Consider the following 19974-nt stretch of genomic DNA (forward strand, 5'->3'; position numbering starts at 1 on the left):
CTCCTTTTTCACACGCCTACTTGTTAGAACACTCTGTAGCCTGCGAACCGGTAAGCCGCCCAATACGCGGAGGCGATCAGGATCAGGCTGACCACGGATTTGAACATGCCGACCGCCGCCGCGAAGCTGAACTGGCCGTCGATCAGACCCACCCGGTAGACGAACGTGTCGATGATGTCCCCTTTGTCATACACTAGCGCATTGTAAAGATTGAAGATCTGGTCAAAATTGGCACTGAGGACGCTCCCGAGCGACAGCGTCAGCAGCACGATCACGATCGGCAGAATCGCCGGCAGCGTGATGTGAATCGTCATCCTGAAGCGGCCGGCCCCGTCCATCTCGGCGGCTTCGTACAGCGCCGGGTTCACCCCGGCCAGCGCCGCTAGGAAGATGATCGCACCGAAGCCGAACTCCTTCCACACATCGGTGAGGATCACAGTCCACCGGAACAGGTCTCCGTCGCTCAGGAACGGGAGCGGGCCGAGCCCGAGTCCCTCCGCGAGGAGCCGGTTCACCAGGCCGTTCACGGACAGCAGATCGAGCAGCAGCCCGCCGAAGATGACCCAGGACAGGAAATGCGGCATATAGACCAGTGTCTGAACCAGGCGCCGGAAGACCTTGTGCCGAACTTCATTCAGCAGCAGCGCGAACAAGAGCGGGACCAGCAGGTGCAGGATGATTTTGAACCCTGAGATCACCAGCGTATTCCAGATGACCTGCAGGCCGTCCTCCCTCTCGAGCAGATAGCGGAAGTGGTCCAGGCCCACCCAGGGCGAGCCCGCGAATCCAAGCCAGGGCTTATAATCCTGGAACGCCATGATGAGCCCCGCCATCGGAAGATAGGCGAAGACCAGGGTCAGCAGGACTGCCGGCAGCAGCATCAGATGAAAGACAGCGGTTCTGTTTTTTCTTGGCGCAGGCTGGGGCTTCACAGCCGCCCCGTTCTGTCCAGGATTGGGAACGTCTGCCTCACGCACAGGACTTCTCCCCTTCTCTCTTTTGCTTTTCCACTTTTTGTTATATTGTATTAATGATATCGGGGGCCTGATAGAAGAAATCCTTTACATCCCATGATGATTTCATGAGGTATACCTTGAAGGAGGGTCGCCATGCCTGTCAAGGGCAGCATCTTCAGCAAAATGATCATCCTGATCGTCGTCCTTCTCCTTCCCGTCATCCTGCTGTACATCTACTTCAATCACGTGTCAGAGAGCCATATCCGGCGCGAGATTGAACAGTCCACTTTCGGCCGCCTCCGCTTCTTCCTGTCACAAGTAGAAACAAAGCTGGAGCAGATGAGCTACTATTCCGCCCAGATTGCCCGCGATCCCACCATGAGCGAGCTCCAGGCTTCTAGCCTGGATTCCGATGCGTTCAGCAAGTGGAAAAGCGTCACGAGCCTGTCGGAGAAGCTCCGGCTGCTGAGCTCCTCGAGCCCCTGGGAAAACCATATGAACCTGTATCTCCCCGGTTCGAAGGAAATCATCTCCACGGACGGGTCCCCCTACGACGAATCGCTGTTCGAGTATCCCCTGGAGCCGGGATGGGTCCGCCGGAAGTTCACCTTGTACGGAACGCAGATGCCCGGCTTCGTCTACCACCTGATCGAGCCTGCTTCCTATCGAGTACGGCCGCGCGATGCCAGCTTCGTTATCGAGGTGGGTTTCCCCGAACGGAGCCTGGTCTCCATGCTCGATGAGTTCAAAGCCGGCGGACCCGGTGATCCGTTCTTCTATCGTCCGGGAACCAATCCGATCCGAAGCCGCACCTCTGACGTGGAGACTGTGTCCCTCATCACGGGTATGCTCGGCTCGCTGCCGGAAGACCGCTCTTGGACGCAGGATATCCGCACGGAGAACGGCAGCTATCTGGTGTACCTCATCTATTCCGAGAGGCTCGGCATGTATCTGGCCGACTACTATCCCGAAGAGTCCCTGTTCTCCTCTGTCCACAACAGCCGGACGATCTTCTACCTGTCGATCGCTTCGCTCCTGCTCATCTCCCTCATCGGCTCGCTCCTGTTCCACCGCCACGTCCAGACGCCGATCCTGGTGCTGGTCCGCGCGCTGCAGCGGCTGAAGCAGGGGGATTATTCGTACCGGATCCGGCACCGCGGGGGAGCCGAGTTCGAGTACCTGTTCGACCGGTACAACGGGATGGCCGCCGAGCTTCAGATGCTGATCGAGCATGTGTATGAGGAGAAGCTGCGCTCCCGCGAGGCCGTGCTCAAGCAGCTGCAGTCGCAGATCAATCCCCACTTCCTGTACAACAGCCTCAATACGATCAAGACAATGTCGATCCTCGGCAACGTGGAGGCGGTGGAGAGTATGATTGTCAACCTCGGGGACTTCTACCGCTACACGACACGTACGGAAAAAAGGCTCGCTGCGGTCCGGGAGGAAGCCGAATTCGTCCGCAGCTACCTGTCCATTCAGCAGCTCCGCATGCCGCGCCTGTCTTTTGAGATGGATATTCCCCAGGAAATGGAGACGCTGGAGATCCCGCGCATCCTGCTGCAGCCGATTGTCGAGAATGCGGTGGTGCACGGCATCGAGAACCGCCTCGGCGCCGGAGCGGTGGAGATCCGGGGGGAACTCGGAGAAGGCTGGTGCCGCCTGATCGTATCGGATAACGGAAAGGGACTTTCCAGGGAAGCGCTGGCCTCCCTGGAGCAAAAGCTTCAGACCCCTCTGACGGAGCAAACCGGCTGCGGTCTCTGGAACGTGAATCAGCGCCTCCAGCTGGAATTCGGCCCGGAATCGGGCGTCTCGTTCTTTCCTTCCCCGCTGGGCGGCCTAGGCGTGGAATTGAAATGGCCGGTAAGCAATAAGGAACGCAAAGACCGAAAGGAGCTGACTGTCCGTGTATCACATTCTGCTGGTTGACGATGAGTCGTCCGTCGCCGACAGCCTGGAGGTCTCCCTGCCTTGGGCTGAACTGAACATCGAGACGGTACACAAAGCTTATTCCGCTCAGGAAGCGCTGGAGATTCTGAACCGCCACCCCGTGGATATCGTCCTGACGGATATCCGGATGCCGGAGATGTCCGGGATCGAGCTCTCCGCGGTCATCCGCTCGCGGTGGAAAGGGATCAGCGTCGTCTTTTTGACCGGCCATGCGGACTTCGAATACGCACGCCATGCCGTCGAGATTCAGGCGGCTGATTATATCCTGAAGCCGTTCCGCAACGACAGCGTGACGGCGGCTCTGCGGAGCATTCTGGAGCGCAAGCGGCAGGAATGGCAGGCGCGCCATTCGCTGCTGAGCGCCGTCTATGCGCTGAGGGAGCATCTTCCGCTGTTGAGGAGCCGGCTGCTGAACGATCTCCTGAGCGGAAAGACCTTCCCGCTGGAGCTCCTGGCGCACAAGCAGGCGACCCTGCAGCTCCCCTTCATCCCGGGCGAGCCGAGCGGCATGATAATGATCCGCCTCGAGGGGGAACCCCCGGATGCCGGTCCGGACGATCCTGCTCTCCTGGAATATGCCGTCCTCAACATCGCGGAGGAAGTGCTTCATCCCTACTTCCGGCTCTGGTCCTGCCGGGATGCGCACGATTACCTTGTGCTCCTTGCCCAGCCGGTGCGGGAGGAGATCGAATCCGGCCTGCAGCGGGAAGCCGAACTGGCCCTGTGCCAGCAGCTGCTGGAGAAGCTTGCCGCCGAGGTGCAGAGCAGCGTCAAGAATTACCTGAAGGCGGGCCTCTCCCTGCTCATCGGTCCCTGGGGCCGGTATCCTGGCGAGCTCGCAGCCTCCTACGGCTCCGCCCTCACCTGCTTCCGCAGCCGGATCGGCGGGGAACGGGAGCTGCTGTTCACCTACCAGGAGCCTCCCGCCGAAGGCGTCCGGCCCGGATCCCTCCAGTCGATCTATCAGCCCCCGACGCTCAGCCAGCTGCTCGAGAGCGGCCGCTGGAGCGAGGCGAAGGGCAAGCTTGAGGACATCCTGGCGGAGGTGGATCGGCTTGCGGGCGGGCCGCTGGATGTTCACCTCGAAGCGTTCTGGAGCATCGCCGCCGCCTTCGCCTATCTCAGCCACAAGCACGGCCGCCCGCTGCCGGGCCTCTGGTCCGCCTCCGGCGGTCTGCCGCCAGGCGGATACCCCCGATCCGCGCGGCAGCTGGCGGACTGGTCCCGGGAGAAGCTGGCCCGGCTCGAAGGCGAAATGGAGCGGGAAGCCAGGGATTCCCGCAGCGAGCTCGTGCGGAAGGTGCAGCGGTATGCGCAGGAGATGCTCGACAAGGACATCTCGCTTCAGGCCATTGCGGAGCATGTGGGCCTGAACCCGTCCTACCTCTCGCGCATCTACAAGCTCGAGACCGGCGAGAGCATCAGCGATACAATTTATAAGCTGCGGATGGAGCAGGCCGCCTATTATCTGCGCTCGACCGAGCTCAAGATCTACGAGATCACCGCAAGGCTCGGCTACCAGTATCCCCCTTATTTCATCAAGGTGTTCAAGCAGCATTACGGGGTCACCCCCCAGGAGTACAGGGACGGCCGTGAAGAGACGGAATGACGCCTTTCTTCCACCCTTTTCCATAAAAAGTATAACAAAAGGTAAAGGAATTCTTCTGTACCGCCGCCGGCAGCTCCAGTAAAGTAAATGTTGCAAAGGCTGTTTTCATTTGAAAGAGGGGGAATTGATGTGGGAAGCCCATACCAGCCGCGGGCAGGCAAAGCGGCGCTGGCCGTCCTGCTGTCGGCAGGCCTCCTGACGGCATGCTCCGGGGCGGGGGAGCCCGGGACCGGCGGAAACACCGCACCGGCTTCCGTTCTGAAGGACGGCAGGTTCGACCCGCCGGTCACCATGACCTCATGGGGGTGCTACAGCGCGACCTACAAATACAAGGAGAACCAATCCTTTGAGAAAAATGTAGGCCTCGATTGGGTCAAGGAAAAGCTCGGCATCCAGATCCAGTACCTGTGGACCACGCCGTGGGAGAACGACGCCTGCCTGACCAAAATGCGTCTCTCCCTGTCCGGGAACGAGCCGCTGCCCGATGTGGTCTATGTAAGTGTGGATGCCAAGGGGCGCTCCATCCTCGCCGATCTCATCGAGACCGGCCAATTCATGGATATCGGCGAAGTCTTCGAGAAGCATGCATCTCCCGCCTACAAGGAGATTCTGAAAGCGCATACGGAGCTGTGGGCCTTTGCCGCCAAAGACGGCAAGCGGTACGGCATCCCGCACACCGCCGACCCGTACGTCAACTCCCCGGTGCTCTACCTGAGGGAGGACTGGCTGACGAAGCTGAACCTGAAGCCGCCCGCCACAATCGATGAGCTGGAGGCGGTCATGGATGCCTTCGTGAACAAGGACCCGGACGGCAACGGTAAAAAGGATACGTACGGGCTGGCGCTCGGCGTGAAGAACAACTGGCTGGAGGGATTCGCGAGCACGGGGTGGATCTTTGGTGCCTACGGCACCGTCCCGACCTACTGGCTGAAGGGCGCGGACGGCTCCCTGCAGCACGGCTCGGTACAGCCGGGGACTAAGGAGGCGCTCGCGAAGCTGCGCTTCTGGTACGAGAAGGGCTACCTCGATCCGGAGTTTGCCATGAAGGATCCCGCCAAAGCCTCCGAGCTCGTGACGGCCGGACGAACGGGCGTCATAGACGGCCCTTACTGGCTGCCGATCTGGCCGCTGCCGGATCTTAAGAAGAATGTGCCGGGCTCCAGCATGCTTCCGGTCATGCTGCCCTCAGGTCCCAGCGGCAAACCCGGCTTTAACGGAGGCGACTCTCTGCTCGGCGTCTACCTGATTAACAAGAACTACAAGACGCCGGAAGCCCTCCAGGCGTATCTCAACAAGATGCTTCAGGCCGGGGGCAAGGAGAAAGGGTCGGATGTCGAGAACGGCTTCATCGAAGGCTATGATTACAAGATGGAGAACGGCGCGCCGGTAGCCGTGCCGGACCAGCGGGTCGACCAGATTCTGCTCGGCAACGGAACGCCGATGATCCCGGAGAGGAACGTGAACTCCCTCGCCCACCTGGCTTCTGGAGCCGCTCCAAGAGATGGATTCGATCAGGGGAACGTGGGTTACAAGGATGCCCATGTGCCGGGAGCGATCATGCAGAAGCAGCTTTCGTTCGGTATCCAGAATGAGTTCAAGGGGGCCACCACACCGACCATGAGCACGAAGATGGAAGCCCTCCGCAAGCTGGAGAACGAAGTGTTTACCAAGATCATCTACGGCAAAGAGCCGCTCACGGCCTTCGATGACTTCGTGGCAAAGTGGAAAGCCTCCGGAGGCGACCAGATCACGAAGGAAGTCAACGATTGGTACCAGGCCGCCGGACACAAATAACGAAAAGGACGGCCGCAAATCCCGGGAGGAATGGTTCATGCGTTTTCGTCAGGTTCATCTCGATTTTCATACCTCGGAGGCGATTCCCGGCATCGGGGATCGCTTCGATCCCGGTCAGTTCCAGGAGATGCTCCGGCTCGGCCATGTCGATTCCATCACGTTATTCTCCAAGTGCCACCATGGCTGGGCCTACCATCCCTCGATGGCCAATGAAATGCATCCCCACCTGAAGTTCGATCTGCTCGGCGTCATGATCGATGCGGCCCATGAGATCGGGGTGCGGACGCCCGTCTATCTCTCCGCGGGACTCGACGAGAAGCTCGCGCGCCGGCATCCCGAATGGCTGATCCGTGACGCGGACGACCGTACGAGCTGGGTGGACGGGTTCATGAAGCCCGGCTATCACCTGCTCTGCCTGAACTCCCCTTACCTGGAGATTCTGCTGCGGCAGATTGACGAGGTGGTCCGCCACTACGATGCCGACGGGCTGTTCCTGGATATTGCCGGGGTGCGCAGCTGTTACTGTCACACCTGCAGGGCCGCCCTGCTGGCGGAGGGCATAGACCCACGCGACCCGGAGGCTGTGCTGGAGCTCGGGGAGCGCACGTACGCCGCCTATGCCCGCCGGGTCCGCGAGACGGTCGATGCCGTGAAGCCGGGTCTTCCCGTCTTTCATAACGGCGGCCATATCCAGCGGGGACGACGGGACCTGGCCGGGATGAACACTCATCTCGAGCTGGAATCGCTGCCTACCGGGGGCTGGGGCTACGACCACTTTCCCCTCTCCGCCCGCTATGTGCAGGGTCTCGGTATGCCTTATCTCGGCATGACGGGCAGGTTCCATACGTCCTGGGGAGAGTTCGGAGGCTACAAGCATCCGAATGCCCTCCGGTATGAGACATCGTTGTGCCTGGCCAGCGGCGCTCGCTGCTCCATCGGTGACCAGCTGCATCCGTCCGGGCTCATGGACAAGGCCTCCTACTCGCTCATCGGGGCCGCTTATGCCGATGTGGAGCGTAAGGAGCCTTGGTGCACAGGAGTCCGGAATGTAGCGGATGTCGCGCTGCTGTCCGTGGAGGCCGTGCAATCCCGCCTGGGCAGGATACCCGATGAGCGGATGAACGTGAGCGACAGCGGTGCGGTCCGCATCCTGCTCGAGGGCAAGCTGCTGTTCGACGTCATTGATCCCGACAGTGATTTTTTCCGATACCGCGTCCTGGTTCTGCCGGATCATATTGGGATTTGGGGCCAGCTGAAGACCAAGCTGGATGCTTATACCGCGCGGGGAGGCAGGCTTCTGGCCACGGGTGCTTCCGGTCTGAACCCGGAGGGCACCGGCTTTGTGCTCGATCTGGGTGTCCGCTACGTGGGCCAGAATCCGTATAGGCCGGATTATTTCCGCCCTTCGTTTGCGCTCCGCAGCCTGCCGGAGGCTTCGTATGTGTTTTATGCTCAGGGCCGTGTGGTGGAGGCGGCAGGCGTCGGCACCGTTCTTGGCGTCCGGGAGAATCCTTACTTCAACCGGGATGCGTTCACCTTCTGCTCTCATCAGCATACGCCGAGCACTCTGGAAGACGGCGGCCCCGGGATGGTCGAAGGCCGGGACGGCATCTATATCGCATGGAACGTCTTCGAAGATTATGCCTTGAAGGGAAGCTTGGCCCAGAAGGAGACGGTGCTGTACGCACTGGAGCGGCTGCTCGGGACCGGCCGAACCCTGGAGACGAGCCTGCCGGCGCAGGGAATTGTCACCTTGATGGAGCAGCCCGTGAAGAAGCGGTATGTGGCTCATCTGCTGTATGCTTCCCCGGTCCGCCGTGGCGGCGGGATCGAAGTCATCGAGGATGTAATCCCGCTGTATGACACGGAGGTTACGATTCGGCTGGGAGTACCGGTGAAGCGGGTATCCCTTGCCCCGCAGCTGGATGAGCTGCCGTTCGATGGTGATCCAGATGGAGCGGTACGTATCCGCGTGCCGAGGATCGAGGGCCATCAGATGGTGGTGCTGGAGGTGTGAAAGAAGGAACAGCTACGATACATGCAGCGTGCATTCATTTGATCCAAAGTGAGCCTGAATGAGCCTGACCATTCCATACCCATTGATCTGGAGGGAAAATTCCATGAAAAGACTCTCTCGAATGTTTGCAGTCGTTTGTCTCTCTCTTGCGCTGACAGCCAACACGGCGGTGGCGGCGGACCGTTCCAAGACTCCTGTGGCGGCTGCTGCCGGGGGCTCGGGTCATTCTCTCTTTCTCCAAAAGGATGGAACCGTGTGGGCTTGGGGAGCGAACAGCAATGCGCAGCTCGGTGACGGAACGAAAACCGACCGTTATTCCCCCATTCCAGTGCAGAACCTCGATTCGGTAATCGGCATCTCGGCCGGCGGAGCCGCCAGTTTCGCGGTCAAAAGCGATGGTACGGCTTGGGCGTGGGGATCGAATCTTTTCGGCCAGCTTGGCGACGGGACCACCTATGATCGCTTGACTCCCGTGCAGGTCCAGGGTCTCCAATCGGTTGTCGCCCTGGATGCGGGCTACTCACACAGCTTGGCGGTCAAAGCCGACGGCAGCGTGTGGGCTTGGGGATGGAATACGTACGGCCAGCTCGGCGATGGAACCACCGATGCTCGCTCCACCCCCGCTCAGGTGCAGGGTCTCGATTCGGTTGTCGCTGTGGCAGCGGGCTCCGGGCACAGCCTCGCGGTCAAAGCCGACGGCAGCGTGTGGGCTTGGGGAGCCAACTGGTCGGGGCAGCTCGGGGATGGTACCTACACGGAAACTTCCGTTCCGGTACAGGTAACCGATCTCGGTTCGGTCGTCTCCGTCTCTGCAGGCAATACGTTCAGCTCGGCACTGAAGAGCGACGGAACCGTGTGGGCTTGGGGGGCGAATGACAGCGGACAGCTCGGCGGTGAAACCGCGGCATCTAACAGTCCGTCTCCCGTTCAAGTAACCGGTATGGCATCAGCCGCTGCGATCTCCTCAGGAAGTGACTACAGCTTGGCGCTGAAGAGCGATGGAACCGTGTGGGCTTGGGGAACCAATTCATCCGGGCAGCTCGGCAATGGAACCACGACAAGCAGCTCCGCTCCCGTTCAGGTAACCCAGCTGGGTTCCGTGGCTTCCGTTGCTGCGGGCACTCTCCATGGTTTGGCGGTCCAAAGCGGCGGAACCGTGTGGGCTTGGGGGAATAATACCTACGGCCAGCTCGGCGACGGCTATTTTGGCGGCGGCTACGACCGCACCACCCCGTTCCAGGTTTGCTCCAAGAACAAATGTAAAAAGTGACGCAAGATAACGGGCTTCGCCGTCCTTTCAAGACGAAAGCAGCCATCCTCTCCCGCCGGATCAGGTCCGCAGGAAGGATGGCTTTTTTGATGCTTATTAATCTGAGAACAAAGAATGAACGGAACTCCGATGCGTTATATGAAAATTACGAGTGGAGGCATTGAACGGGGATATGGACTTGGTCTGCAGCCTGATGAAGCGCCAGGAACGTCCGGACGCTTCTCTGTCATATGTCAAATGCTGACGGCAGCAAGCTCGCCGCCGGTTCAAGCCATGCGGCTCGACTGCGCCCCATGGCTGACCGGGCGGATCATGCCTCCTCTGTTACCGTTACCGGGCCGTACAGTCCGGCTGAGGCGAACCAAGGCTGCCAGGCCTCTTCTTCCGTTCTCCCTTTACTCCAGTAGGTCATCTCCGGGCTGCCGCCGGCAAGCAGCGTCGGTCGGCCGATCTCGTAGTGTGCCCCCAGCGTGCTGGTGATGCGAACGCGCAGCTTGTGCGTGTCCGCGGCCAGCAGCTCATTAAGCCGGAAGCGGTACGGCTTCCAGAGGCGGACGCCAAGCGGCCGGCCGTCCAGCCACACTTCGGCCGTGCCCCTTACATGGCCCAGGTCAATGCACCCTGCAGCCAGCGCCTGCGATGTGTCAAACTCTGCCTCATACTCGACGGCTCCGCTGTGATGAGGCAGATGGAGCACCGTCCTCCAGTCCCCAAGATCGCCCGGGACCTGTGCGATCTCGAAGCGGATGGGGCTCCGCAGGACGGCCGCTCCGGTCTTCGCCCCCTCGGGAACCACGCGGACGGCTGCCATAACGCCTGCCCGCTGGGCAGGGAATAAGGCCCTGCCTCCGTGCACCTCAGCCTCCCTGCCGTCCACCCACACTTGGAATGCTCCCGCACAGTCGAGTGCCATCGTACACGCTCCCACCGGCAGCGGGAAGCGCAGCCAAACCGGCCGCCCGATCTCCTCCGGATCGGCCAGAAGTGAAAGCGGAGCTGGCTGGGGCACGCTCTCCGGCATCAGCCATCCGACGTCCGGCAGCGGATGCGGCCTCGGCGTCAGCCAGAGAGACTCCGTCTCCGCGTACTGCAGCACCGAAGCATGATAGATGCCGGGCTCAGACCCGGTTTCATCCTGCCAGTCCGCCCCCGTGAAGAAGAGCTGGGACGCTCCTCCCGTGTACTCGGCCGCTCCGTCGATGAATACTTCGCCCTTGCCTTCCGGCAGCACGAGCGCGATCTCATTCTCCCCGTCGCGCCACCAGGCGGTAACGTCCACTTCCTCCTGGCCCTGCCGGATATACGGGTTATAGTCGCCGTGTTCGGTGACCTTCACCCCGTTGACGAGCAGCGCTGCGCGGCCTCTTGCGGCGAAGACCATGCGGACGCGCAGAGGCCCTTGTCCGGACGGTGCAAGCAGCCTGCGCGAGAGGCGGGAACCCGGGTTCGGGTGCCGGCTGTACAGCCACTTCGGCAGCGGCGGGCGGGCTTCAGGACTCACATCTACCGATGCCCTCATCGCTCCCTTGCCCAGGGGCAGTGCTCGCAGCAGCAGTTCATTCGGCCCTGCCTTCAGCGGAAGCTTTGCCGTCTGCTCTTCCGGGCCGCCCTCCCATCGGATGGGGTATCCGTTCACCGTGCCGGTCAGATCGGTGTTGCTCTCCACCCGCAGCCAATAGATTCCCTCCGCCGGTGCCATCACGTAGGTCCGGGCCCACACGGTTTCCCCCGGGACTGCCTTCCCCAGGTTCAGGAACCGGCGCGGCACCCGCCCCATCCGGCCCGCCCAGGGACGGACCGACAGGTCGCCGAAGGTCTCGCTGTACACCACCGGAACCGATTCGCTTTCCACGAAGCGCTCTCCCCGGCAGAGCCGGAAGTAGGCGGCCTCACTCCACAGAAGCTCGGTCCAACCGGAGTTATCCCATGCCGGCAGCTGCCATCCTTCCTCTTCTCCTTCACCTTCACCGGACAGCTCCGTCTTCACACGGACCATCCTGCGCTCGACCGGCAGCAGCCCCCGCTCCGGCCCATGGAGATCGAAATCACCGTAGCGGTTGTCGAGCGTGGGCACGGCGCTGACCTGCCAATCCTCCACACGGAGGGGACACGGGGCTGCCGAGGTCTCTCCCGTCTCCCCCGAATACCTCTCAGAAGCAGGGTTCAGCGAAGGGGCTTCCAGAGCAGCCGCCAGCTGCCGGTAAGATGCTCCTCTTTCTTCCGTTTTTATCAAAGCCCGTGCCGGATCCGAAGCTGAAACAGCTTCCTGTTCATCGCCGTTCTGCTGCTCCGCCTGGTTCGTACAGACGACCAGCGCGGCCGGCCAGGACTCGAACGTGAGCTCCACCTCGATCCACCCGCATTCCCGCCGGAAGGACAGCGGCTCAGTCCGTCCGGTTACCGGGTCCCAAAGCTCAGGCACCCGGTCCGTATGCAGCCGGTACAGCGCCTTCCGCGGCCCCTGCCGGTCCACTCTGGCCGGCTCGTGCATGCCAAGCAGCTCTCCATCCTGCGGCAGCAGCAGGAAGATGTCGGCGTCCGCCGTCCGGCGGTGCAGCGAAGCCCCCGGCCCTTCTACTCTCTGCGGCAGCCAGGGGCCGATCAGCGTCAGCGCTTCCTCGGCGCGGTCCACATACAATGCTCCCGCGAGGGTTTGTTCTTCCGGCGGTACGCTGACCCCCACGACAAGTCCCCCCTGCCGGGTCCAGGCTTCCACGCGGGCACGCGCCTCTTCATCCATCTCCGTCGTCCCGCACAGCAGAAGCGCCGAGAAGGACTCGTCCGCTATCCTCAGCTTACTGCCGTGCGGCACGGCTTGAGCCAGTGCGGAGTCATCGGCGATGTCGAAGTCCAGGTGCGCTCTGCGAAGCACGCCGGGATTCGCCTGATCCCTGCGGTTCCAGCCGAAGGCCAGCTCCCGGTACACCCGCTGCATATGGGTCACCCGCTCATTCGGCTCCCGGTTGGCCACGCCCATCGGATGCTCGGTAACACCGCCATCGCTGAGCGACAAGTGCCCGCTGACCGCGTAGGACGGATAATGCACCGCGATGTCGCATACATGGGTACCCTCGCTCAGCAGAGCGCACACCCGGCTGACCGTATCGGCGAAGACCGCATAGTGCTCAAAGTAGGGCTGCCGCCACCCGGTATCCGGAGGAGCCCACTCCCACCAGCCGCCCCGGGTGCTGTAATATACCGAGTGCGGGCTGTACAGGGTCGCCCCCGCCTGGAACCAGGGGAGGAGCCAGTGCATTGTCTCCTCCAGCGTCCCGCCCCACCCGCTGGTATGGAATCCTTCAAGCCACACCCTGGAGCCGCCGTGAAGATGGGCCATGGAGGAATGGGGCTTGATCTCCCCGTCCATGTCCGCCCCAGGCGCATTGTACCACCGGTGCGTGCGGAAGTAGTCCAGGTACAGCCGCTGCGCGCCGTTCGGATCGCCCCGGCGGGCCGGACCGGCTTGATCACAGCCGATGAGCATGCCGCGGCTCCGGTGCCACTCCCCGAGCGGGATGAACCAGGACTGCTCGGCAAGCTCAGCAGCCAGCCGGTACACCCGGTGCCGGATGGCTGCGGCATCCGGCACCGGGTCGAACAAGGCCGGCAGAAGAGGCCCCAGTTCCGTGCCATAGCGTTCGCGGTACCGGGCATCCAGCTCCGGCGTCCACAAGGGCAGCGGCGGCAGCTCATCCTGGAAGCTGCCGGCAATCGTGCGCCCGAGCTCCTCGGGGAACCGCCGCTCCATCTCGCCGTGCACCCTGGCCCGCAGCTCGGTCGAAGCTGCGGGGTCCAGCCAGTTGAAGCCCTGCCGCACAGCCGCATAGACCGTCTCCGTCTCCACGTCCTCGTGAAGGATCAGCGAGCCCTCCGGGAGCCCCTCGCCCCTTCCCGCTCTGCGCAGCTGATAACCGGCATACGCCGGCTTCTCGGCCACGATCCGAGCGAGCAGATTCGCCCCCGAGAAGCCGATCTGGTCGTAGAACCAGACATACATCCCGAGCCGCTTCGCTTCGCGCAGCACCACAGCGAACAGCTGCCACCATGCCTCACTGGCATATGGGGGACTGTCGGCGGCGCACCCGTACTGCGGCCCGGTCGGGGCCAGGTTGATGATCCCGATATTGCGCAGCCCTCCTCTGCGGAATTGGCTCATCTGCCAGACAATCCGTTCCTCGGTGACCGTCTCGCCGCTCCACCACCAGAAGGGTACCGGCCCGAACCGCGGATCCCCTTCCGCGAACCTTCGCTTCAGTTCCTCCATGCTGTACCCGCCTCTCTTTTGTACCTCTATCGAATCCTAGCCTTTGTTCTCAAGCCGCAGCTCCGCATCCTCCATACGACCGATTCCTTAGTCCTCCCAAGCGATCGCTTCCGGTTCCCCCTTGGAGACAGCCATCGGCGACTGGCCTGCAGCGAGCGGCTTCAGCCGGAAGCGCAGACTGCGTTCTTCCCCGGCCGGCAGCAGGTAAGCATCAAGCGTCGGAGCATACCCGCAGCTGTGATTGCCGAGCCCGCTCTGCGTGCTGTCGATATAGACGAAGGTCCGGTCCGCGGCCACGAGATCTTCCCGGTGCTTGGCTGCTGTCAGCACCTCCGGCGCCACTCCATGCACCGTCACATCGACGAGCGGCATCCCGGCGATGAGCAGCCCGGCTCCCGTGGGATCCGTCACCGCCGCCCAGCGGACATCAGCCTTGTTCCCGTTCTCCTGCGGCTTGATATAGGGAACGAACTGTTCCGCTGCGGAGCCGGCGTACACACCGAGCTTCCCGCTCTCTTTGCGGTCGGGATAGCATTCGTGGGGCCCCAGACCGAACCAGGCGACGCGGTCGAACTTCTCCGGTACAGTCAAGAGTACCCCGAATCGCGGCAGGGGCGGCAGCTCTTCCCGGGCTGGCGTCAGCTTCACGTCCAGTGTCAGCTCACCGGTCCCATACAAGGTATAGATCCGCTCCGCCGTGAAAGCCACGGCCTCTCCCTTCGCCCCGATCACCTCCCGCACGCGGACCTGCACGGCTTGGTTCCCCACCGTCCGGTAGTCCACGCTTCGGACCTCGGCTCTCAGCTTGTCATACTTCGCCTTGCGCCACTCCTTCGCCAGATGGACATCGTTGTCGACCGGCGCGCGCCACAGCCGGATGACCGGCCCGTCCTGCAGCAGCGGGATGCCTTCGCTGATCCACCCGGTCAGCTGCCCCGTATCCAGCGTGAAGGTCGCCTGGAAGTGAGGCCCGGACGCCACAAGAGACCTGCCTTCCAGCTTCGTTTTCAGCTCCGTTTTCAGCTCAGGCAGCTTACTGGAGCCCGTGCCATACGTCACCGCAGTAATCTCCCTCTTCAGCGGCAGATCCGTCCAGGCGACCTCGTGCCCGGCGGGTGCCCACAGCGTGCCCTCCCGCAGGACGAAGCGGACCCGCAGCCAATATTCGCTGCCGCTGTTCTGGGGCCCGCCGCGATAAGGAATGCGGACCGTGCGCTCTTCCCCCGGCGCCACGGCCAGCTCCGCCAGCTCCCCGCTCTCCACCTCGTCGCCATCGCAGTACAGCGTCCACTCCGTGTGCAGGTGCGACAGGTCCAAGAAGCTGTAGCGGTTCGTCACCTGCACCAGCCCGCGCTCCAGCTCCACCGGAACGACCGTGACAGGCTCGATCGCCTTCTTGTATTCGATGAGAGCGGGCTTCACCGTCCGATCGGGGAACACTAAGCCGTCGATGCAGAAGTGGCCGCTGTGCGGCTCATCGCCATAGTCCCCGCCATAGGCGTAGGACGGCTGATCTCCTGCACCCTTCCGCCGAAGCCCCATGTCGCACCATTCCCAGATCAGGCCGCCGAGCAGCCTCGGGTACCGGTGAATGGTATCCCAGTATTCTTTTTGGTTCCCCAGCGCATTGCCCATCGCATGGCCGAATTCCACCATGAGGTACGGACGCGGGTCTTCCTTCTTCCCTTCCTCCTCAAGCATCTCCACCGACGGGTACATGGAGCTGACGATATCGACCACCGGCGCTTCGTACGCGCGCTCATAATGGATCGGGCGCGAGGCGTCCCTGCCCCGTACCCACTCGGCCATCGCATCGTGATTGCATCCGTATCCGGACTCGTTGCCGAGCGACCAGACGATCACCGACGGATGGTTCTTATCCCGCTCGACGAGCCGGATCATCCGGTCTACATAAGGAGCTCTCCACTCGGGATCCTCCGACAGACGGCTCTCGTTGCCTCCGGCAAGCACGAAGCCGTGGGTCTCGAGATCGGCTTCGTCGATCACGTAGAGCCCGTAACGGTCACACAGGTCGAGCCACCGCGGGTCGTTCGGGTAGTGTGAGGTGCGCACCGTATTGATGTTGTGCTGCTTCATCAGCTCAATGTCGCGGACCATCGACTCATAGGTCACCGCGAAGCCCCGGTCCGGATCGAACTCGTTGCGGTTCACGCCCTTCAGAATCACCGGCGTACCGTTCACCAGCAGCTTCCCATCCCGCACGGCAAGGTCCCGGAAGCCGACCGGCACTCTCCGCACCTCCTGCACTGCGCCGTGGGCATCCCGGGTCGTCAGCAGTAAGGTGTACAGGACGGGCTCCTCCGCCGACCAGCTCCGTACACCGTTCAAGTCGACAACGGTCCGCAGCTCCACCTCCTCACCGGGCTCCGGAGTAAGGGGAGCCTCACTTAACAGGGATTCGTGGATGGGTTCCCCCGCTTCATCCACCAGCTTCAGCTGTACCGTGCAGCCGGTCTGGGGATCGGAGGATCGGTAGGTGAACGTCACGTCCACCGTCAGTAGTCCGCCGCCGCTGCCGGTGGGTACCGCCTGCACGGCAGCGTCCCGGAGCCCGGCCGCAGGAACGGACACCAGGTACACGTCCCGGAAGATTCCGCTGAGCCGCCATTTGTCCTGGTCCTCCAGGTAGCTGCCCGCACACCACTGATAGACGCGGACGGCGATGGTATTCTCCCCGGAACACAGGTACGGGGTGATGTCGAACTCGTGAGGGTAATGGCTCCCCTGGCCGTAGCCCGCCTGCTCCCCGTTCACATAGAGATGAAAGGCGGCGTCCACCCCTTCGAAGACGAGCAGTGTCCTCCGTCCGCTCCAGTCTTCAGGCTGCCGGAAGCGGCAGCGGTAGATCCCTGTCGGGTTGCGCCTCGGCACATGCGGAGGATCGACGGGGAACGGGTACGGACAACTGGAATAGAGCGGAGTCCCATAGCCGTGCAGCTGCCAGTTCGACGGTACGGGAAGGTCCGTCCATTGCGTATCGTCATAACCCGCCAGCTCGCATGCCTCCGGAGCCTCCATCGGACTCTCCGCATAATAAAAGCGCCACACCCCATTCAGGGGCAGCACATAGGAGGAGTTCTCCCGCTCCCCGCGCAGCGCGGATTCTTCGTCCGCATACGGAACGGACAGCGCATGGGGCCGCCCTCCACCGCGTCCGAGCATCTGCGGATCGTTCCAGTCTTCTATCCGGCCTTGCGCCGGGCTTTCTGCTGCTTTCGTTTCGTGAACCCCGGCTGTGCCTGTTTGGTTCATTCGTGTCATCCCTCCCTACTTCAGATGCCCGTTGATCTTCATCTGTCTTCCTTCGAGCACATCCGCCAAAAAGCCTTCGCCCCCCATCTGTCCCCCTTTGAGGATCAGCTGCAGTCCATCGAGGCGCAAATCCTCGCTGTACGCCCGGCATACCGGGGCTCCGGGGGCTGCGGACGCCAGCCATTCCAGCGCGCTGATGCGGAGTCCGCGGGTCACATACCCGGACGTATCCCCGCCGGCAACAGCAAGGCGCTTCAAGCCGTGCGCCAGGACCAGCTCCCTGGCCAAGGCGCCCAGGCGCACGCCGAGCAGTCTTCTCCACTCGGGCGGTGCCATCCCTCCGGCTGCGGCAAGCCCCTCCGCTTCCTTGACGGCCGGGTCCTCCGGACCGTCAGCCGTATACAGCACGAGGCTCCGGCCTTCCCGCAGGCATGCCGAGGAAGCCGCCAGCAGATCGCGGGCCGCCTGCTCCCCGCCGTCCAGTCCCAGCAGCGCGGGCACCGGAACGCGAATCCCAGCGAAGCCGGATGCAAGGGCACTTGCGATCTGTGTCCCGGTCACGGGCGAGCAGCTGCCCGAGACGACGAGCAGCTGCTCCGCCCGGCCAAGGGACCCGCCGGTGGAACCGGAAGGACGATCCGGCAGCCGGCCCGCTGCCCGCAGGTACCCGGTCAGCGCATATTCGATGCCGGACGACCCGGCTGCAAATAGCGCTTCGCCGCCGGTTCTCCCGGCCTCCTCCCAAATGAGCCGTCCAGCGGCGGCCAGCCTGCTCTCGTCGAGGGCATCGAACAGTACGATGCCGGGGCTGTGACGGAGCAGCATCTCCAGCCGCTGTTCCACTTCCGGGAAGGGGCCCTCCAAGGCTAGGAGGTCCATCAGCGCGGCCGGCAGGCGGGTCTGCCGGCTCAGATGCACCCGCAGGTCCGCTTCATCCATCGGCGTAACGGGATGGCGGGACATCGTGGGGTGGCGGTCCAGCCGGTACACTTCCCTGCCGCCCGAACCGGCCGCAAAATGATGGCCGAACACCGTATACCGGCCCAGGGCCGGTACCCCCGCCAGCAGCGGAACAAACCGGCCCGCCGGGAACACCGACCTGCCGATTTCGATCGCTCTGCCGATGCTTCCCGCTTCCGGGGAAGAATCAAAGGTGGAGCATACCTTGTAATGCATCAGCTTGGGGCGAAGCTCCTTCAGCTTGCCCAAGATCGGATAGAGCTCCGTCTCCATCTCCTGCGGGGTCATGGACCGGCTGACCCCCGCCACGCCGATACAGTCGGCATGGGGGAAGCGCTCGCCGATCCATTCGGCATCCGGCGCCTCCAGGAACAGCACGGTTTGCAGCCCGGCCGACGAGAGCGCTTCCAGCACATCCGTGGAGCCGGTGAAGTCATCGCCATAGTAGCAGAGGAGCGGAGTGCTTTCGCCGGTTTCCTGCCTCATGCCCTGCGTCCCTCCACTGCTCCGAACCGATCGATCGCCCGGCGGAGCGCTCCATGCGTCACGGCATACTCCTCTGCCGCAACCGCCTTGACGGCGGCTTCCCATCCCTGCCTCATGCTCTCGACGCCGGCCGCCGGGCCGTCCGGGTGGGCCAGGATGCCGCCTCCGGCAAGGTGCATCAGGTCGGTCGTCCCCGTCTGCTCGTACGTGATCCCGGCTGTACCCGCCCATTGACCGGACGAGACCACCGGCATGGTCCCGTAACCGCCCAACAGCGGCTGCCTGCACGCCCGGATCGAGCGCACCACGGATTCATCGCTCTCATAGAACTTGCTCCCGAGTCCGTTCACATGCAGATGATCGGCCCCCGCAAGCCGGCACAGCTTCTGGTATACCGTGAATTCCATACCGAGCAGCGGGGAGCGTGTCATCATCCCCCATCCGTTGCGGTGCGCATGAATCGGCACCTGGCTGTAGCGGTTCAGCCAGGAGAGTCCGGCTATCCCGATGCTGTTGATACTGACCATCACGCAGTTCCCGCCGGATTCGACCACCAGATCGTGGTTTCTCCGCAGTTCATCTATGTCTCCGGTAATGTTGAACGCATACATCACCCGGCGCCCCGTCTCGTCGGCCGCCCGCTCGATCTCGGCCATAACCACCTTCACTTTGTCCTTCAGCGAGGCATAAGGGGGATTCGCGTTCAGCTCGTCGTCCTTGATAAAATCAACCCCGGCCAGCGCCATCTCCCGGACGAGGCTGCCGAGCTGCTCCATCGAGAGACCGACGCTCGGCTTGACGATCGTTCCAATCACCGGCCGGCCGTAGACTCCGGTCAACCGCCGGGTCCCTTCCACGCCGAACTTCGGCCCCGGATAGACGGCGGCAAAAGCTTCCGGCAGCTCCAGGTCCATGAGGCGCAGGCCCGAAAGCTCCTGCAGCTCAAAGAGATTCCCTGCGACAGCTGACATCAGGTTCGGCAGCGAAGGTCCGAAGTTCAGCAGCGGGAAGCTCACCTTGATGAGGCCCCGCCTGTACTTCCCATCATGCCCGCCGGGCACCTTTGTGCCGGGCAGAGACGGGGCATCCGCCTCCTCCAGCGCTTCCACTGTAACGATGGCGGCCCCGTGCCTTTCCTTGAGGGAGGCGGTCTCCCCAGGCACTGCAGTGAATGTGCCGGTGGACTGCTCCCCGGCCATCACTTCTGCGGCACGTTCAAGGGAGTACGGGGTTTCGACCAGATAGACCGCTGTCACCCGCTCATTTTGCATGCCAATCCCTCCTTTTCGGCAGATGTTCGGCGGCACCGTTCACTAACATGAACTGCGATCGAGCCGCTCCGGCCCGTTCCGGGTAGTAGGGGAGTTCGGCCCTATGGACCACCGCCGGCTGTTC

The 19974-nt window shown here is 62.7% G+C and carries 10 protein-coding genes; 5 read left to right on the forward strand and 5 right to left on the reverse strand.

All coding sequences use genetic code 11. From position 1 onward, the window contains the following. Positions 1–23: 23 nt before the first annotated feature. Positions 24–932 carry an ABC transporter permease gene (locus tag ACP26L_RS19835; RefSeq protein WP_426455018.1) on the reverse strand — a complete coding sequence of 303 codons (909 nt, stop codon included), beginning with the start codon at positions 930–932 and terminating at the stop codon, positions 24–26. 177 nt (positions 933–1109) lie between these two features. Here ACP26L_RS19835 and ACP26L_RS19840 point away from each other — a divergent pair, with 177 nt between their 5' ends. The 5 genes from ACP26L_RS19840 to ACP26L_RS19860 all read left to right on the forward strand — a co-directional run bounded on the left by ACP26L_RS19840 (position 1110) and on the right by ACP26L_RS19860 (position 9596). After that, a complete protein-coding gene (locus ACP26L_RS19840; protein WP_426445684.1) occupies positions 1110–2885 on the forward strand; it encodes a sensor histidine kinase in 1776 nt (591 codons plus the stop codon). Beyond that, positions 2863–4515, forward strand: coding sequence for a response regulator transcription factor (locus ACP26L_RS19845; RefSeq protein WP_426445686.1), 1653 nt, complete (start codon positions 2863–2865; stop codon positions 4513–4515). The genes ACP26L_RS19840 and ACP26L_RS19845 overlap by 23 nt, the downstream gene beginning before the upstream one ends. 129 nt (positions 4516–4644) lie before the next feature. Continuing rightward, entirely contained in the window at positions 4645–6309 is a 1665-nt protein-coding gene (locus ACP26L_RS19850) for an extracellular solute-binding protein (protein ID WP_426445688.1), read from the forward strand. Positions 6310–6346: 37 nt separating this feature from the next. Further along, the gene (locus tag ACP26L_RS19855) at positions 6347–8326 is read left to right on the forward strand and encodes a beta-galactosidase trimerization domain-containing protein (protein ID WP_426445689.1); all 1980 of its coding nucleotides are present in this window, start codon (positions 6347–6349) and stop codon (positions 8324–8326) included. A gap of 103 nt (positions 8327–8429) precedes the next feature. After that, entirely contained in the window at positions 8430–9596 is a 1167-nt protein-coding gene (locus tag ACP26L_RS19860; protein WP_426445691.1) for an RCC1 domain-containing protein, read from the forward strand. A gap of 310 nt (positions 9597–9906) precedes the next feature. Here ACP26L_RS19860 and ACP26L_RS19865 read toward each other — a convergent pair whose 3' ends face one another. From ACP26L_RS19865 to ACP26L_RS19880, 4 genes are all read right to left on the reverse strand, one after another. Beyond that, the gene (locus ACP26L_RS19865; protein ID WP_426445693.1) at positions 9907–13860 is read right to left on the reverse strand and encodes a hypothetical protein; all 3954 of its coding nucleotides are present in this window, start codon (positions 13858–13860) and stop codon (positions 9907–9909) included. 87 nt (positions 13861–13947) lie between these two features. Further along, positions 13948–17133: a glycoside hydrolase family 2 TIM barrel-domain containing protein gene (locus tag ACP26L_RS19870; RefSeq protein ID WP_426445694.1), complete on the reverse strand. Its 3186-nt coding sequence runs from the start codon at positions 17131–17133 to the stop codon at positions 13948–13950. 15 nt (positions 17134–17148) lie between these two features. Next, entirely contained in the window at positions 17149–18579 is a 1431-nt protein-coding gene (locus ACP26L_RS19875; protein ID WP_426445696.1) for a four-carbon acid sugar kinase family protein, read from the reverse strand. After that, the gene (locus tag ACP26L_RS19880) at positions 18576–19850 is read right to left on the reverse strand and encodes a ribulose-bisphosphate carboxylase large subunit family protein (RefSeq protein WP_426445698.1); all 1275 of its coding nucleotides are present in this window, start codon (positions 19848–19850) and stop codon (positions 18576–18578) included. Before ACP26L_RS19880 ends, ACP26L_RS19875 begins: the two co-directional genes overlap by 4 nt. Positions 19851–19974 lie beyond the last annotated feature (124 nt).

This window comes from Paenibacillus sp. S-38 (genome assembly GCF_049942825.1).
Lineage (GTDB): Bacteria > Bacillota > Bacilli > Paenibacillales > NBRC-103111 > Paenibacillus_G.

Excerpts from the sequence above, each read along its gene's own strand:
- ACP26L_RS19840 (WP_426445684.1), top strand. The coding sequence starts at position 1,110 with ATGCCTGTCAAGGGCAGCATCTTCAGCAAAATGATCATCCTGATCGTC.
- ACP26L_RS19855 (WP_426445689.1), top strand. The coding sequence starts at position 6,347 with ATGCGTTTTCGTCAGGTTCATCTCGATTTTCATACCTCGGAGGCGATT.
- ACP26L_RS19860 (WP_426445691.1), top strand. The coding sequence starts at position 8,430 with ATGAAAAGACTCTCTCGAATGTTTGCAGTCGTTTGTCTCTCTCTTGCG.
- ACP26L_RS19865 (WP_426445693.1), bottom strand. The coding sequence starts at position 13,860 with ATGGAGGAACTGAAGCGAAGGTTCGCGGAAGGGGATCCGCGGTTCGGG.
- ACP26L_RS19870 (WP_426445694.1), bottom strand. The coding sequence starts at position 17,133 with ATGAACCAAACAGGCACAGCCGGGGTTCACGAAACGAAAGCAGCAGAA.
- ACP26L_RS19875 (WP_426445696.1), bottom strand. The coding sequence starts at position 18,579 with ATGAGGCAGGAAACCGGCGAAAGCACTCCGCTCCTCTGCTACTATGGC.
- ACP26L_RS19880 (WP_426445698.1), bottom strand. The coding sequence starts at position 19,850 with ATGCAAAATGAGCGGGTGACAGCGGTCTATCTGGTCGAAACCCCGTAC.